A 16,723-nucleotide genomic window follows, 5' to 3' on the forward strand; every position below is an offset into this window, starting at 1 on the left:
GGGAGTAGCTGCTAAGACGGCTACTCTTTTCTATTTTTTCTCCTCAATCCCACAAATTTAGAAAAATGAAGGACGTATTTCATAAAAAATTGTTCCAATAAAAAGAGAAAATATTTATCGTTTTTCGATAAAAAAATATTGAAATTAGATAATGTATCGTATATTCTTCATACAAGAAGAATTTAGATTTGCACACTAAGTTCCTCATACTCTGTATCATTACTGAGGTGAATGTATGATGAAGAATTTTTTGAAAGACTTAGGTTACTTTACGTACCATCAATCATTATCTTGTATTTTTCCTGTCGTAATATTTATTACTCTCGCGCTCTCAAAAGTAATTCATATACCAGGCTTTGCAAGATACGATTTCATTTTAATAATCTGTCTTGTGACACAATACTTGATGTATAAATTTGGTCTAGAAACGAAAGATGAAATAAAAGTGATCTGTCTATTTCATATTATTGGGCTTGTTCTTGAACTATATAAAGTGAATGTTAATTCTTGGTCTTATCCAGAAGAGGCTTGGTCAAAAATTGGAGGTGTACCATTATATAGTGGCTTTATGTATGCAAGTGTAGCCAGCTATATTTGTCAGGCGTGGCGCAGGTTTGATTTAAAGATTGTCAATTGGCCAAAGAGTTATATAGCTATTCCACTAGGTGCCATGATTTACTTGAATTTTTTCACACACCATTTTATTTACGATTTAAGATGGCTGTTAATGGTGTTACTTTTCATTGTGTTTTACCGTACAGTTGTCAAATTTACCGTACGCAATAACATCTATCAAATGCCGATTGTCGTATCATTCTTTTTAATTGGGTTTTTCATTTGGATTGCGGAAAATATTGCTACATTTTTTGGTGCATGGTCCTACCCTAATCAAGAAGTAGCCTGGACGATTGTTCATTTTGGGAAAATCAGTTCTTGGTTTTTACTTGTCGTTATTAGCATTATGATTGTGGCTCAGCTAAAGTTATTTTATCGAGATTCGGGTGAGTGAATGAGGAATTAGAAACTCTTTATATTAAATAGTTTGAAGTTGTACCCACCGGTTTTCATCAAACTGTCCCTTTTGTAGGCGTCCTTCCTGCTGTAGACTCCTCTGTAGAAGAGAAATAGGGGGCTAAAAAATGAAAACGGACATTCGAATGCATCTAAGAGCATGTACAGATGACAACCAAATAAAACAATTTTTAGAGGACGCACAAACTGCTTTTCTTGGGTTAGTGGATGAACATATGCCATATGTTATTCCATTTAATTATGTCTTTAAAGATGGATATTTTTATTTTCATGGAGCGAATGAGGGAAGAAAAATAAATATTATTGAGACCAATCCACATGCATGTATTACAGTATGCGAAACGTTTGGAACAATGGTAGACCCCATTCCTGCTGAAACGGATACAGCATATATGAGTGTGGTTGCGAATGGTCAAGTGGAAATAGTAATAGATTTAAATGAAGCAACTGCTGCCATGCAGGCAATGCTGGATAAATATGTACCGAGCTATTACCATACTCGATTATCGAAAACACATATCGAAAAGTATCAATCTTCTTTAGGGAGTAAAACACTTGTCTTGAGAATGAAACCTATTACGATAACAGCAAAAGAAAATAAATTAAATGAACAAATGCAATTTTATCCAGGGAGAATAGTAAAACAAGATATGTCCCAAAAATCTTCTCCTACTGCCATCCATTCTTAAAATTAAGGCGCTGTAAAACAATTAGCTTTATAGAATGGATGTCGTTATAAAAAAGATTTGGAAATATGTTATTTCCGAATCTTTTTTTAGTTGGTTTCGAAAATAAACTATTCTTATTTATAGATATAGCAATAAGGAAGTGCTATAATGCGTGTGAAAAAACGTGGAAAATTCGAGGATAGAAGGAGGAACAATTTGTTTGAACATTTTAGTAGTTGACGATGAAAAAGAAATTGCAGATTTAATAGAGCTTTATTTAAAAAATGAAAATTATCATGTATTTAAATATTATACAGCTCAGGAAGCATTGGCTTGTATTGAGCGTGAAGGTTTAGATTTAGCTATTTTAGATATTATGATGCCACATATTGATGGCTTTACCATTTTACAAAAAATACGTGAAACCTATAATTTCCCTGTCATTATGCTGACGGCTAAGGAAGAGGAAATTGATAAAATAAATGGATTTTCTTTAGGAGCAGATGATTATATTACAAAGCCTTTTCGACCGTTAGAGTTGGTCGCTCGCGTTAAGGCACAGTTACGAAGATTTACGTTATACAACCAAAGCTCGAAGCCACATGAAAATATGATTGATTTTGCAGGTTTAATGATGAACAAAAATACGAGACAAGTCTTGTTAAATGAAAGACAATTATCCCTTACACCTACAGAATTTTCCATATTATGGTATTTATGTTCGAATAGAGGAAAGGTTATTAGCTCAGAAGAGTTGTTTCAGGAAATATGGGGAGAAAAATATTTCAATAGCAATAATACAGTTATGGTTCATATTCGGCATTTGCGCGAGAAAATGAATGATTCTGTAGAGAATCCCAAATTTATTAAAACGGTTTGGGGAGTGGGGTATACAATTGAAAAATGAGTTTGGAAGACTGAAGAGGAAAATGATTTTACAAATTATTTTTATTCTTGCTGTGGCCATTATATTCGGTTTGATTATCAACTTTGCCCTCATCGATGGTGTTTTGCAAAAGCCTTTCGCCAATGCTTTTATGTCTTTTTGTGAAAATGTTTTACAATTAGATTATTATGCAGCCCGACAAGCTTATTTTGTATTATTCCAACAAAATAAACCCCTTTTGCTAACGATAGGATTCATTTTATTACTGCTAGTTATTTTTTATATGGCCTTATCTCGTTTCACTCGTTATTTTCATCAAATTAGTTCAAGTATCTCCATGCTTTCTGACGAGTCAGAACAGGAAATCCACCTACCTCCTGAGCTAGATTTTTTGGAGAAAAAATTAAATGATGTAAAAAATAAATTAGAAAAACGGGCAAGAGATGCGCAAGAAGCAGAGCAACGGAAGAATGACCTTGTTGTTTATTTGGCACATGATATTAAAACCCCTTTGACTTCGATTATTGGCTACTTAAGCCTTTTAGACGAGGCTAAGGACATGCCTGTGGAGCAAAAAGAAAAATATGTAACAATTACGCTAGAAAAATCTTATAGGCTTGAGCACTTAATCAATGAGTTTTTTGAAATTACTCGATTTAATTTACAATCCATTATTTTAGAGAAAGATTCAATTCCTCTAAACTATATGTTGATGCAAGTCGCCGATGAATTTTACCCATTGTTAACACCTAGAGGTCAAAAGGCAATCGTCCATATCGATGGAGATATTACTATTTATGCAGATGGAAATAAATTAGCAAGAGTATTTAATAATATTTTAAAAAATGCAATGGCCTATAGTGATCCTAATAGTACAATTGAAATTAGTGCTAAAAAAGAAAATAATGAAACATGTATTTCGTTTTCAAATACAGGAAAGACGATCCCTCCTGAAAAACTAAAGATGATATTTGAAAAGTTCTATCGTTTAGATAATTCAAGATCCACACAAACTGGTGGTGCGGGACTAGGTTTAGCTATTTCAAATGAAATTGTACAAGCCCATGGCGGAACAATTACAGCTACTTCTAGTAATGAAAAAACGATCTTTACTGTCAGGATTCCGGGTAATTCTTAAGAAACCTTAAGAATTCACTAATAGTTAATTAAAATAAAGCTCCTCTTTTTATGTTTGAATTAAGACATAATGAGAAGGAGTTGTTTTTATATGTTTAAGAGAAAAGGTATTTTTACTATACTATTCATTTTCGTCATGTTGTTTGTTTATTTTATATGGGCTAAAGAAACGCCTGTATCCTTACAAGTCAACACGCAATCGTTTGACACGCCAACAAAGAGTGGCGATATGATGAATGTTAATTTATATAGCTCGAATGCTATTCTAGTGAATTTAGATGATAATAAAGTTCTGATAGATAAAAATAGCGAGGAAGTTATTTACCCTGCATCATTAACAAAAATGATGACGGTTTTAGTGGCTATCGAGCAGATTCCTAATTTACAGGAAGAAATTGTTTTAGGAAATAATATATTTAATCATTTATACGAAGCGAACGCATCACTTGCTGGCTTTCTTCCAAATGAAAAGCTTACGCTAGAGGATTTATTATATGGTTCTATGCTGCCATCAGGCGCCGAGGCTTCCATCGGTTTAGCTGAATATATTGCTGGTTCGGAAAGAAAATTTGTAAATCTAATGAATGAAAAGGCCCAACAGTTAGGCATGAAAAATACTCATTTTATGAATACTACTGGATTGCATCATACAGAGCATTATACGACTGTCAAAGATATGTCTTTACTTTTGCAATATGCATTAACAAATGATGAATTTCGTCAAGTGTATACAGCGGAAAGATATTCTATCAAACCTACAAATCGTCATCCAGAGGGAATAACCTTTACAAATAAAATGTTTCAAAATATGACAACAAGAGCATTACCAGGTGGAGAAATTTTAGGTGGGAAAACAGGCTATACGGATGATGCGGGTTTATGTTTAGCAAGTTTAGCTACAATAAATGGACAAGAATACATCTTAGTAACAGTAGGGGCTGAAGGGAATTCTCGAACAGAACAATATAATATAACAGATGCATTTTCCGTGTATAGTCAATTATAAATTAGTTTCATGTAGCTTTAGAGATTCATCTGAAATCATGTAATGTTGAATTGACAGAAAATTAATAATTATTTTATTTTTCATCTTATCAAAAATGCTTTATAGTAAATGTATTCAAACATATTTGCTTCGAAGGAGGATACAATGGGGAGATTGGTTCATTTTGAAATTCATGTAAGTGACATGGAGAGGGCAAAGAATTTCTATGGAAACGTATTTGGTTGGTCATTTCAAGATTGGAGTGACTACGCAGGAATGCCGTATTTTGGAGCAGTAACAGGTGTTGAGGATGAGCATGGCATTGATGGCGCTTTAATGCAACGTCAAGGTCCTCCTCCAGAGCCTAACCAAGCTATGAATGGATTTGCTTGTACGATGGGCGTAGAAAGTTATGATATAACGGAAGCCAAAATTCTAGAAAACGGTGGCCAAATAGCTATGCCAAAGTATGCATTACCAGGTATGGCATGGCAAGGATACTATATGGATACGGAAGGCAATGTATTTGGTATTCATCAGCCAGATAAAAATGCAAAGTAAGAATGATGTAGCCTTAGCTATGTAAATAGGGAAGAGTGCATTAAAGCTAATTGAATCTCTGAGGCAACCCAACCAAACTAGTAAGACTTATGTTCTTTTATGAACATAGGTCTTTTTTTGATGGGCGACATCGCATGAACAAAAGGGGCAAAAATGGTGAAATTTTCAAGTTAATGATGTATTATTTCGGTAAATTTGTTATGGTAAATAAAGGTATTTAAAATGTACCATAATGATCGAGGAGTAATCGTGATGAAAAGAAGACAACGAATGTTATTTTTGGTGGCGCCCCTATTACTTTTAAGTGCTTGTAATAGTGAGATGGAGGGGAGCACGAACAATGAGAAAAAGTATATATCGTCTATTCAAAAAAAGGAAACTTATGAAATTCAACCTTCTACTAAATTCAATATTGCTAGAGGCTCCATAATCAAGAATATGAATAATGCATTAAATATGAATGAAATAGAAAGAGGTTTAATGGAATTATCCATCCATCAATTTCCAACTGATAAGTTTTATTTGCAGGAAGGTCAATATGTAAGTGATGAAACAATTAGTCAATGGCTAAGTAGAAAAACAAATGATGATGTAGGTTTAAACCCTGCAATCGAACATAAAACCGATAATGTTTTAGAGGATGAAAAAAGGTATCCCTTAATCCTTTCCCATGTATTGGAACAAAATTTTATTAATAAAGAAACTAGTAAAATGGAAGGCATGTCAATTGCAATATCGTTAAATGAATATTATGACATACGAGTAACTGATGGTGATGGTTTAATTTACACTGGGCAAGTGAAAGTAGACCAAAACGATGATGATGTCGATGATGTCAAAAACTTTGGGAAAAAAGTAGCTGAAAAGATAATTAAAGATATTAGGGGAAATGTAAAAATACCGAATGTTCCTATTACCCTTACGTTATTTCAAGAATCGAATATAAATGATATTATTCCAGGGGTATTTTTAGCAGAAACGTTTATCCCTCAGGGGGAAGCTAGCATTACAAAATGGGCTGAAATAGATAAGAAATTTTATATATTTCCCTCGGAAGCGTTATATAGTTTAGATCAAAATATGTATACTAAATTATTGCTTTTTAAAGAGGACATTCAGGAAGGATTTAAACATGTAAACCTAAAAATATTTGGCAAGCTACGATATGAAGAAGGCAAATTAACAGATATTCAAATAGAGGTAAATGCTCCACTTATAAATGAACCAGAGCTGATTGGTCTATTACAGCTCATAAGTACCAATTTAAATAGGATATTAATCGATTATATTCCCATTACAGTTCGGATCATTGATCAGCAACAAGATGTAGGAATTGTCATTTGGGACCCTATTGAAAAACAAATTTTTGCAAAGCCTATTTAGCTTCTCGACATCGTAAATGTTTAGTTATAACTAGTATTTGAATTAATTGAAATTAGGGGAACTATCCACATTATAAAAGCTTATGACCCATAGGCTAGCTGTTAATAAAGAGGTCAAACTTTTTGCCTCTGGTGATATCTTTTATTATGATAATAGCTATATTTTCCTTTATAGTAAGTGTTTTAAATAATAACGTCTAGGTGCCCATTCAACTGAGGCACCTCTTTTTTATGGCAAATGGCATTGCAATCTTATACATGAATGAGTATGATGAAAATGATAATCATTTTCATTTAAAAGGAGTGGAGTATTCATGAAAAGACATCTCATTATTGGTATGCATCTAGCTGTGCAAAACAAACATGGTGAGAAAGATGTGTTGATGGATGAGCATATTGCATTCGCGAAGCGTGCTGAGGCGGCTAAATTAGATTTTTTATTTAAAGCAGATTATTTAATGGCTCATCCAGAATTAATGGCTAAAACTAAAGGTACAGTTGGGTTAGACCCTAGCTTTTTATTGACTGCAGTGGCAAGAGAAACGAAGCAAATAGGTTTAGTAACGACCATTTCTACCTCTTTTATACCACCCTATTTGATTGCCCGACAATTACAATCCTTGAATTGGATTAGTGGGGGACGTGTAGGATGGAATATCGTGACCTCCATTGATGGTGCCTATAATTTTAGTAACGAGCCTATGCCTTCCTCAGAGGAGCGTTATGCAAAAGCGGCTGAATGTACTAAGGTTGTGAAGCAGCTATGGCATAGTAATCCTTATGAAATGTTAGAAACAGATGGCAATATAGAGAAAATAAAAGAACTTATGAAGCCAATCAATCATGAGGGAGAGTTTTTCCATATAAAGGGGCCGTTAAATATACCGATGCATCCGGCAGGAGAAATTCCATTATTTCAAGCAGGAGCATCAGACGTGGGGCGACAATTTGCAGCAACCGTATCCAATGCCATTTTTGCGGCGACACCAGCTATGGAGGTTGGTATTGAGATGCGCAATGATTTACGGAAACGAGCTGTTAACGTGGGACGTACAGCAGATGATATACGCTTATTACCAGGACTCTATTTCTTTATTGGAGATACATATGAAGAAGCATTAGACATGTACCATCATGCACACGCACATTTAACCCTGGAGCGTCGTTACGATGCTTTAGAGTCAGTCATTGGTTTGAATGTTCGACATATGGCACTACATGATCCTGTAACAGTGGATATGTTACCACACGAGAATCAAAAAGTACGCAGTCGAACACATGCTGATCTTGTTCGTCGTTACATCATGGAAAATGAACCATCTGTTGAAGTACTGCTTGCTCGTCCAGAAGTAATTGGTTCAGCACATCTTGTAGCAATCGGCACACCACAGCATATTGTCGATCAAATTGTTACTTTTTATGAAGAGGGGGCATTGGATGGCTTTATTGCTGTTCCAGGTGGTCCTGCGAAATCTTTGGATTTATTCTTTAGCGATGTTATCCCTCTGTTAATAGAGCATGGGTTATTCCGAGCTGAATATGAAGGTAGTACATTAAGTTCCCATTTAGGCTTAAACGTGTAATTATCTAATAAATAAACGAAAAAGGGCAAACAAATAGTTTTGCCCTTTTTTGCTAGAAGCTCATCCGAACATTAATAGGATAAAGATAGGGTGATTCGGGTTGTTCAATTGTTACCCAATTATCAATATGGATGACAGGTAAGCTTGCCCCCTCATATGTTGTTTGACCAATGGTACCGACTACTTCAAGCCATGTATCTTCTGTGAGCGTAGGTGCCTCAGGAAATTCTGTTAGAAAGCCTACGATACTTGCATCAGCGACACAATGGGTAATAAGAAATCTTGAAATAACTAGTTGCTGCTCTGTAAAGCTTTCCTCTTTTAAAACAAAGCCCTTTATTTGAATTTTCTTCCCTACATAATTAGACAAATTTTGATTGATTTCTTCATAGTAAATGGTATAGTCCTCATCGGTCATTTTCAGCATAGGCTGTTGTGAGAGCCGTTGCTTTAATTGTTCATATTGTTTTTTCGTCATCTCCTGTTTTTCCTCCAGAAGTCGGGGGTCAGCATCATGCTCATCGTAAATATTTTCATCGATCATTTCATTTGAAGTCAGGTAATCCTCTATTTTAGATGATTGATTTTGCTGAGTGATTATAAAAGCACCACCCTTTTTATCAGCGATGGCAGCATCCAAAATTTTTGCTGGCACGAAGAAGCCCGTCATGATGGGGGTTATGATAATAAGGTAGGCTAGCCATTTTTTTCGTGTAGAAGGAGCGTGAACATGGTCGTGATGAGAGCAGCAAGCTTGTCCGATTGGATGACATGGCTGGGAAGTCTTTGAGAAAGATATAACTGTTGTTAATTGCACAAGAAAAAGTATAAAAAATAAAGCGGCAGCTGTTTGACTAAGGCCTTCATATTTAGGGTTGATGAATTTTGTTAGTTCTCCGGTCCAATGCAGATTGGCTATCATAGCCGAGAAAGCGAGGAGCATTAGGGCTCTTAGTGCTTGTTGCACGTGAAATTTCATAGTTTACCCCCTTAGAGATACGCTGAAAGAATCCATATACTAATGTAGACAACTATAGCCACTAAGGCGATTAATGAGAAGACAAATTTTAAGCGAAATACGCTCATCAACATGATAGTATTTTTCAAGTCAATCATCGGGCCGAAAATAAGAAATGCAAGAATGGATGGTGTAGAGAAAACGGCGCTAAAGGATGCGCCAATAAAGGCATCGGCCTCCGAACAAAGGGATAAAATGAAGGCTAAGCCCATCATGACCAAAATTGAGGAGGATACACCATCTCCAATTTCGACGAGTGCTTTGGTAGATACATAGGTTTGCACAAAGGCAGCTAAAAACGCCCCAATAATGAAGTATTTGCCCACATCAAAAAATTCATCAATGGCATGTTTAAACATAGTCATTAGTTTTGTGACGAAGGATGTTTGTTGATTAGTAGTTGTCAATGAATAGGGCTGTAAGGAATGTTTAAATTGTGAGCCTTTAAAAAACAAGCTGATGAGTAATGCGACTACAATGGCAATGACAAAGCCAATTAGCATCCGAAGGCTAGCTATTCTTAAATCATTGCCAAATGCCATATAGGTAGAAAGAATAACGACTGGATTAATGAGCGGGCCAGTTAACATAAATCCCATAGCTGCATGAATAGGTACACCTTTGGCTATCAATCTCTTAACAATCGGAACAATTCCACATTCACAGGCTGGAAATAAGGCTCCTATAAGACAGCTCATAACAACAGCCAACAGAGGGTTTCGAGGAATACACCTTTGAATATGTTCCTCTGTAATGAAAATTTGAATAAAGCCAGCAATGAGTATTCCCATTAAGACAAATGGTAATGCCTCAATTAAAATACTTAAAAAAATGGTGTTCAAACTGAGTAAAGACGAGCTTAGATTGTTCAGTGCAGAGATGTTGAACAAGATTAGCGATAGAATACTAATAAATAGAATGAAGAGGAACCAAAAATTCAATGCATATTTAGAGAAAGCTAGACGTTCCACAAATACCTCCTTAAAGTGTAATGATTACGTTTTAATACAAGGTATGTGATAAAAGTTTCTGTTAGTACTTTCAAAAAAAGAGAAAATATAAGCTATTTCCCACTAACTTATTACTTTCTCTCCTCTATCAATTTATTGATGAGCATATTTAGTTCTATATTGCTTAGGGGTGATACCAGTAAATTTCTTAAAAACTTTAATAAAATAGCTTTGGTCTGTGAAATTAAGTAAAGAGCCGATATCTAAGATTGGATAGTTTGTAAATGTTAAGAGCTTCTTCGCCTCATCAATCCTTTGCTGCTGAATATATTCAGTAAAGGAAATCCCTACTTCCTTTTTAAATAAGGAGGAGAGGTAATTGGGGCTTAAATGGCAAATAGCTGAAAGTTGATCGAGTGTTATATCTCCGTATAATTGATTTTCAATATAATGAATACAAGCAGTAACGGGAGCCGAATATTTCCTTGTTTTGGCTTGTGCTACACGACTTGTGTAGTCGTAAATAGCTTCCTCCATTAACGAAAGAATGTCGATTAAACTATTTTGATCCTCTAGTTTCTGAATGTAAAAATCACTTAGTGTAAAGGCTGTTTCTTCGTTTAACCCACCTTCAATCGCTGCACGACAAATTAGGGCAATCCCTGTAATCATCAAATATTGTACACTTTTTAAATTATTACGCTTTGAAAGTACTCCAAGTTCCGCTTGTTCAACAATGGAATAGTTCAAGACTTCTGTTAATTTCTCCATACGCCCATTTTTCACATTGTCTAATAATATTTTTTCATAGTAAAGATTTGTATGGACAATATCATTTCTTCTGGCATACGAAAGCTCAAGCGCTGTATGTCCCTCATGGCGAATAAGAGGCTTTAGCTCTTGGTTGTAATGAATTACTGCTGTTTTATTTAATTTCCGCTGATAGATGGAATAATAAACAAATAAACTAATAGCTAAGCGCTGCTGATAATGAAGAGTAGGGATCGGCTCGTGCTCATGATAAGTGGTTTCCTCCAATTGTGGTGAAAGAGAGGGACCGACAATTATGGCTCCTAAATGCTTTTTGTTTATGATGAGGTTGATCAAGAAGAAATTAAAATTAGCGATAGTGAAAAAAAACGGATAGTCTGATGAAGACGTATGGTAAGGATATGTTTTCAATTGTTCCTTTATAGAATGATAGGATGGATGATTGAGACATTCCGCTGATGCATATTCAAAAATTATTTCTCCCGATGCATGAATATAAGAGACAGGAAGATGATGTGTTTCATAAACGAGTTGACTTATGTATTGAAGGTCGATAGTAGATATTTTCACGTGTTACACACCTCAGTTCTTCATGGTGCTTTCAAAATGAAAGCAGTTACAATTTTTATGAACAGACAATGGGAAAGTACTATTTTGTGTAAAATAATACAATAAAAAAGGGGAAAGTAGCAATAAAATAGACCATGTATTCAACATAATAGGGGGAATGGAAGATGGATCTTTTAAATAAAATTGCCTTAGTAACGGGTGCTGGAAGCGGTATTGGAAGAGCAAGCAGTTTAAAGCTTGCTAGCAACGGTGCAAAAGTCGTGATCGTTGATTTCAACAAGGAAACGGGAGAAGAAACATTAAAATTGGTGAAAGAACAAGGAGGAGAGGGAATCTTCGTTCAAGCTGATGTTTCGAAAAGTGAAGATGTAGAGAAATATGTGAATGCTGCCGTTGAAACATACGGTCGTATTGATGTATTTTTCAATAATGCAGGAGTGATTCAAAAAATTTCCCCATTAACAGAGATTGCTGATCATGAATATGATCGCATTATGTCAATCAACGTAAAAGGAGTTTTTCTTGGCTTAAAACATGTGATTAAAGTAATGGAAGGACAAGGTAGTGGCTCTATTATAAATACAGCTTCAACGGCTGGTGTTCGTAGCGAGCATAGTATGGCTGTTTATTCTGCAAGTAAGCATGCAGTTATTGGTTTAACAAAATCTGCTTCATTAGAGTATGTGAAAAAAGGTATTCGTATTAATGCGATTTGTCCTGGTGGAGTGGAAACAGCGCTAACAAACAGTGTAACTGCTATGTTTGAAACAGGGGGCTATATTCCAGAGGAAATTCCAAATATGAGAATGGGACGTTATGCTAAACCAGAAGAATTAGCAGAAATGGTTGTTTTCCTAGCATCAGACAAAGCAAGCTACATGACAGGCTCTATCGTAGTAGTTGATGGTGGCTTAACATTATAAAATAAAGAAATCCAGTGAACAACTAGTCACTGGATTTTTTCATGTTTATTTGACAAGCTATAATGTGAATTTTTTAAGCTCATTCATTAATGTATCCGTCATTTTTTGAAGGTCGACAATTTTTGTATTTATTTTTTGGAAGGATACTAGTTGTTCCTGTGTTGAGGCTGAAATTTCCTCTGTACCTGCGGCTGTTTCTTCTGTAATCGCAGAAATATTTTCAATCGTACCATTCACTTGCTGGCTCATTTCATTTGTTTGCATCATTTCCTTAGTGAGATGCTGTAAATCATGATGGATATCAGTTATATGATTAGTAATGGCTGCAAATGAATGTTCCGTTTCTAGCATTGATTGTGCTTGCTCATTCGAAAGCTCATGCCCTCTTTCAGCCGTTTCTAAGATGTGATCTATACCATCTTGAATATGAGTAACCATTGAAGAAATTAAATTTGTCGCATGTTCCGTTTCAGAAGAAAGCTTTTTAACTTCATCGGCTACGACGGCAAATCCTTTTCCTGCTTCGCCAGCACGGGCTGCTTCAATAGCGGCATTTAAAGCTAACAAATTTGTTTGACTGGCAATTGTATGAACAGCATTAGCGGCTCCTTCGATTTCTGTTGTAAATTGTGAAAATTGAGTAACAGCATTTTTAATTGCTAGTGAGGCACCTTGAATATCCTTCGCAATAGTAGATTGTTTTTCCAATGTAAATTGCCCATTTTGAACGGCATCCAATGCCTGTTTACCATGTATAGCTGATTGCTCTGTTGTGTGAGCAACGGATTTAAATTGATCCGACATATTATTCATGAGAATCGCGACCGATTGAATATCTTCTGACATCGTGTAACTACCCTTTGCTAATTCGTCCGTAGATACTGCTACTTGATTGCTACCTTCGTTAATATTTTGCATATGGCTTGTTACATCCTGTGTAAATAAACTAACATCCTTGCCTATTTGATCGATGGACAACACGGTGCTCTTTAAATTCGTCATCATTTGTGAAAAACTTTCAGTCAATCGATCAATTTCATAACGGCTATTTGATTGATAGGAAAGGGTGGAGGTATCTATCGTGAGATCCCCAGTAGCCGCGCTCTGCGCACATTCTACAATTTGGTTGATAGGTTTCGTAATTCTTTTAGCAGCTACATAAGAATAAACAATTGTTGCTAAGATTAATAGGACACTGCCTATGATAGCTGTTGTAATAATAAAACCAATTTTTTGCTTTGTTACTTGTATCATCTCTTGATACCATTCATTCGTTTCTTTTTTCAGCAAATACATATCATTTAAAATGCCTTTAATTCGAAGAGATTGCTTTTTAACTTCTGGACGATTGTCCTCTTGCAGGCCTGCTTTTGTAGCTTTTTCGAGCGCTGCAAATTTATCTGTAATTTTACTAATTAATTTCTGATGTTCAGGAATTTTCGATAGGGATGCTAATGCATCTAAATTGACTTTTGTTTCTTGTAATATAGCAAGTGCTTCATTTTTATTGGCCTCACTATCTAAATAGGTGTAGTTATTTAATGATTGGCTAGCAACTACGAAGCTTTGTTCAAGCTCTTTCACTGAGAGTAATAGTGCGGTATCATCTTGAGCCGTTGTTTGAATGGAAAATGTTTGAACAATAATAAAACCAATCATCCCCATCGCCAGCAAGATGGGGATCAATGTGTTCATAAATAATTTCTTTCGTAGTGTCACTAACTATCCCTCTTTTCTGCAGAAACTTTTATCGAGCCTGAAACAATCGCTTCACGGGCTTTTTCAATGGCGGCTTGTTGCTCAGACGTTAATGTAATCACACGGATATCAGCTAGTCCTACACCTTGCTCGGCTAGTCCTAGAGCCAAGGATTTTTCAGTTAATTTACCTTCGTCCACCAGTGTTTTTGCGAGTTGAAAAACGGCATGGTCAACATTCTTTAACATAGAAGTGACGACTGTTTTTTCAGCAATATAAAATTGATCGATATCAACCCCAGCTGCATAAATTCCCATTTCTTCAGCTTTTTTTATCGCCCCAAAGCCTGTAAAACCAGCAGCGTGGTAAATGAAATCAACTTGATTTTGAATATATTTATCAGCGATTGCCGCACCAGCCTGTGTATCATCAAAGGTTCCTGCATAGTCACTCATAATTTCAATATTTGGGTTTACATAGCGAGCCCCTTCTATAAAACCATTTTCAAAGTGATGGATAACAGGAGCATCTGCCCCACCAATAAAGCCGATTTTCCCTGTTTTGCTTGTCATAGCAGCCACCATACCAACTAAGAAACTTCCTTCTTGCTCCTTAAAGGTAATAGAGATAATGTTGTTCACATCTGACTGTCCATCAATCAATACAAATTGTTGCTCAGGGAATTGCTTCGCAGTCTTTTCTAGTGCCTCTTGTACAGAAAAACCGAGACCAATGATAATATCATATTTTTCTTCTACAAGCTCCTGTAGCTTCTCCTCATAATTTCCATCTGGTGCCTCTTTATAATCAAATAAAATACCAAGTTCATCCCGCGCCTTTTCAAGTCCTTTAAAAGCAGAATCGTTGAATGATTCATCTCCAAGTCCAGCATCCGATAGTAAAACTCCTATCTTATAACCTTCCGTTGATGTATCTGTCTGAGCCGATGAACAGCCTGCTATTAATAGAGCAATCAAAAGACAAGCCACCATTAATTTCTTCAAAATATGTACCTCCTGTTGTTTCTAGTTATAAAGTATATATCGGCAAAAATTTAATATTTTTAGTCGGATGTCAGACGTCGAATAAAATAAATTTTTGTACGATCTATAAGAATATATATCCAAATCTATATACATAATAAGTTAATAATATAAAGCTAGATAACTAATCAAGTAATATATTTATTAAAGTTTCCCACTTTTCCACGGATGTACAATAACAAAAAAGCCCAACGCAATTTGCGTAGGGCTTTTTTCTAGAATTAAACAGCTCCAAATAATTTTAATAAATTAATAATAATAATGCCGATAATACCAAAGTCTGAATCACCAAAGGTCGTACCTTCATAGCCGATATCTCCCATAAAGATTAAAAGTATCGCGGGAATAAAGCTAATTAATAAACCATTAGCAAAGGCACCTGACATGGCACCGATTCTGCCTCCTGTAGCATTGCCAAACACACCTGCTGCAGCGCCAGTAAAGAAGTGGGGAACTAGCCCTGGCACAATTACTTTCAGTCCGATGAAAGGCAGTATAAACATTGAAACAAGTCCAGCTAAAAAGCTAAATAGGAAACCAATGATCACAGCATTCGGGGCAAATGGGAAAATAGTTGGGCAATCGAGTGCAGGCTTCGTATTGGGCACAAGTTTATCAGCAATGCCTTTAAAGGCTGGAACAATTTCAGCAATTAACATCCGTACACCAGCTAAAATGATATATACCCCAGCAGCAAATGTAATCGCTTGCATAATGGCGAAAATAATGAAGTTAGATCCACCAGATAGTTGTGCCTCTATATAGGAAGGTCCCGCGAATAGCGCTACAATGACAAAGAATACACTCATCGTTAAAGAGATAGCGACAGATGTATCACGTAAAAAGCCAAGGGACTTAGGTACCTGTATATCTTCTGTTGATTTTGCTTTATTACCAACGAGCTTGCCAATTTTGGCAGATACATAGTAACCAACACTACCAAAGTGACCGACAGCAAAATCATCACTGCCTGTTATTTGGCGGACAGTTGGTTGCAAAATAGCAGGGAACACTACCATACAAAGTCCGAGTATAATAGAACCGACAATGATAAGAGGTGTCCCACTCATTCCACCAACAGATAAAGAAGCAGCGATTAAACAAGCCATGAATAATGTATGATGCCCAGTTAAAAAGATATATTTTAATGGCGTAAATCGCGCAAGTAATAAGTTCATAACCATCCCAAATACCATAATGAGTGCAGTGGCTGTTCCAAAATTAGTTTGAGCAGCTGCTACGATGGCCTCGTTGTTAGGAATAACTCCCTGTACGTGAAAAGCATGATCAAACATTTTACTAAAATGATCTAACGAGCCAATTAGGACAGTTGCTCCTGCCCCTAGGATCACAAAGCCCATAATCGTTTTTAACGTACCTGAAAGAATAGTGGAGCTTGATTTCTTTTGAATAAATAAACCAATAAATGCGAATAGGCCGACTAATATAGCTGGTGTTCCTAAAATGTCATGCATGATAACATCTAACATACCAACACCTCATCCTATCCAAATTT

General features: G+C 35.8%; 15 protein-coding genes. 9 read left to right on the forward strand and 6 right to left on the reverse strand.

Going from position 1 to position 16,723, the window contains the following annotated elements:
• Window positions 1–235 precede the first annotated feature (235 nt).
• The 8 genes from KVT27_RS03655 to KVT27_RS03690 all read left to right on the forward strand — a co-directional run bounded on the left by KVT27_RS03655 (window position 236) and on the right by KVT27_RS03690 (window position 8,234).
• Complete coding sequence (locus KVT27_RS03655) at window positions 236–1,009, forward strand: DUF817 domain-containing protein (protein WP_217580722.1); 774 nt, start codon at window positions 236–238, stop codon at window positions 1,007–1,009.
• 130 nt (window positions 1,010–1,139) lie between these two features.
• Window positions 1,140–1,721 (forward strand): pyridoxamine 5'-phosphate oxidase family protein, encoded by a 582-nt coding sequence (locus KVT27_RS03660; protein ID WP_036124433.1) that lies wholly within the window; start codon window positions 1,140–1,142, stop codon window positions 1,719–1,721.
• 193 nt (window positions 1,722–1,914) lie between these two features.
• Window positions 1,915–2,607 carry a VanR-ABDEGLN family response regulator transcription factor gene (gene vanR / locus KVT27_RS03665; RefSeq protein ID WP_036147781.1) on the forward strand — a complete coding sequence of 231 codons (693 nt, stop codon included), beginning with the start codon at window positions 1,915–1,917 and terminating at the stop codon, window positions 2,605–2,607.
• A 22-nt stretch (window positions 2,608–2,629) separates the two neighbouring features.
• Window positions 2,630–3,724 carry a sensor histidine kinase gene (locus KVT27_RS03670; protein ID WP_208706147.1) on the forward strand — a complete coding sequence of 365 codons (1,095 nt, stop codon included), beginning with the start codon at window positions 2,630–2,632 and terminating at the stop codon, window positions 3,722–3,724.
• Window positions 3,725–3,814: 90 nt separating this feature from the next.
• A complete protein-coding gene (locus KVT27_RS03675; protein WP_036124437.1) occupies window positions 3,815–4,729 on the forward strand; it encodes a D-alanyl-D-alanine carboxypeptidase family protein in 915 nt (304 codons plus the stop codon).
• Between the two features lie 144 nt (window positions 4,730–4,873).
• The gene (locus tag KVT27_RS03680) at window positions 4,874–5,269 is read left to right on the forward strand and encodes a VOC family protein (protein WP_217580726.1); all 396 of its coding nucleotides are present in this window, start codon (window positions 4,874–4,876) and stop codon (window positions 5,267–5,269) included.
• A 252-nt stretch (window positions 5,270–5,521) separates the two neighbouring features.
• On the forward strand, window positions 5,522–6,652 hold the full coding sequence (locus tag KVT27_RS03685) for a CamS family sex pheromone protein (protein WP_217580728.1): 1,131 nt from the start codon (window positions 5,522–5,524) through the stop codon (window positions 6,650–6,652).
• A 313-nt stretch (window positions 6,653–6,965) separates the two neighbouring features.
• Window positions 6,966–8,234: an NtaA/DmoA family FMN-dependent monooxygenase gene (locus tag KVT27_RS03690; protein ID WP_036147783.1), complete on the forward strand. Its 1,269-nt coding sequence runs from the start codon at window positions 6,966–6,968 to the stop codon at window positions 8,232–8,234.
• Between the two features lie 52 nt (window positions 8,235–8,286).
• On the opposite strand, the gene KVT27_RS03695 is transcribed toward KVT27_RS03690, so the two are convergent.
• The 3 genes from KVT27_RS03695 to KVT27_RS27215 all read right to left on the reverse strand — a co-directional run bounded on the left by KVT27_RS03695 (window position 8,287) and on the right by KVT27_RS27215 (window position 11,543).
• Window positions 8,287–9,213 carry a TIGR03943 family putative permease subunit gene (locus KVT27_RS03695; RefSeq protein WP_036147605.1) on the reverse strand — a complete coding sequence of 309 codons (927 nt, stop codon included), beginning with the start codon at window positions 9,211–9,213 and terminating at the stop codon, window positions 8,287–8,289.
• An 11-nt stretch (window positions 9,214–9,224) separates the two neighbouring features.
• Window positions 9,225–10,223 (reverse strand): permease, encoded by a 999-nt coding sequence (locus tag KVT27_RS03700; protein WP_042737475.1) that lies wholly within the window; start codon window positions 10,221–10,223, stop codon window positions 9,225–9,227.
• A 132-nt stretch (window positions 10,224–10,355) separates the two neighbouring features.
• Window positions 10,356–11,543: an AraC family transcriptional regulator gene (locus KVT27_RS27215; protein WP_036124444.1), complete on the reverse strand. Its 1,188-nt coding sequence runs from the start codon at window positions 11,541–11,543 to the stop codon at window positions 10,356–10,358.
• 164 nt (window positions 11,544–11,707) lie between these two features.
• Here KVT27_RS27215 and KVT27_RS03710 point away from each other — a divergent pair, with 164 nt between their 5' ends.
• Window positions 11,708–12,466, forward strand: a complete 759-nt coding sequence (locus KVT27_RS03710; protein ID WP_217580730.1) for an SDR family NAD(P)-dependent oxidoreductase — start codon at window positions 11,708–11,710, stop codon at window positions 12,464–12,466.
• Window positions 12,467–12,523: 57 nt separating this feature from the next.
• Here the strand turns inward: KVT27_RS03710 and KVT27_RS03715 are convergent, their stop codons facing one another.
• The 3 genes from KVT27_RS03715 to KVT27_RS03725 all read right to left on the reverse strand — a co-directional run bounded on the left by KVT27_RS03715 (window position 12,524) and on the right by KVT27_RS03725 (window position 16,697).
• Window positions 12,524–14,185 carry a methyl-accepting chemotaxis protein gene (locus tag KVT27_RS03715; RefSeq protein ID WP_036147606.1) on the reverse strand — a complete coding sequence of 554 codons (1,662 nt, stop codon included), beginning with the start codon at window positions 14,183–14,185 and terminating at the stop codon, window positions 12,524–12,526.
• A complete protein-coding gene (locus KVT27_RS03720) occupies window positions 14,185–15,168 on the reverse strand; it encodes a BMP family lipoprotein (RefSeq protein WP_036124450.1) in 984 nt (327 codons plus the stop codon). Before KVT27_RS03720 ends, KVT27_RS03715 begins: the two co-directional genes overlap by 1 nt.
• Before the next feature lie 260 nt (window positions 15,169–15,428).
• Complete coding sequence (locus KVT27_RS03725) at window positions 15,429–16,697, reverse strand: PTS ascorbate transporter subunit IIC (RefSeq protein WP_036124451.1); 1,269 nt, start codon at window positions 16,695–16,697, stop codon at window positions 15,429–15,431.
• Window positions 16,698–16,723 lie beyond the last annotated feature (26 nt).

Source organism: Lysinibacillus sp. GbtcB16, assembly GCF_019091145.1.
Lineage (GTDB): Bacteria > Bacillota > Bacilli > Bacillales_A > Planococcaceae > Lysinibacillus > Lysinibacillus fusiformis.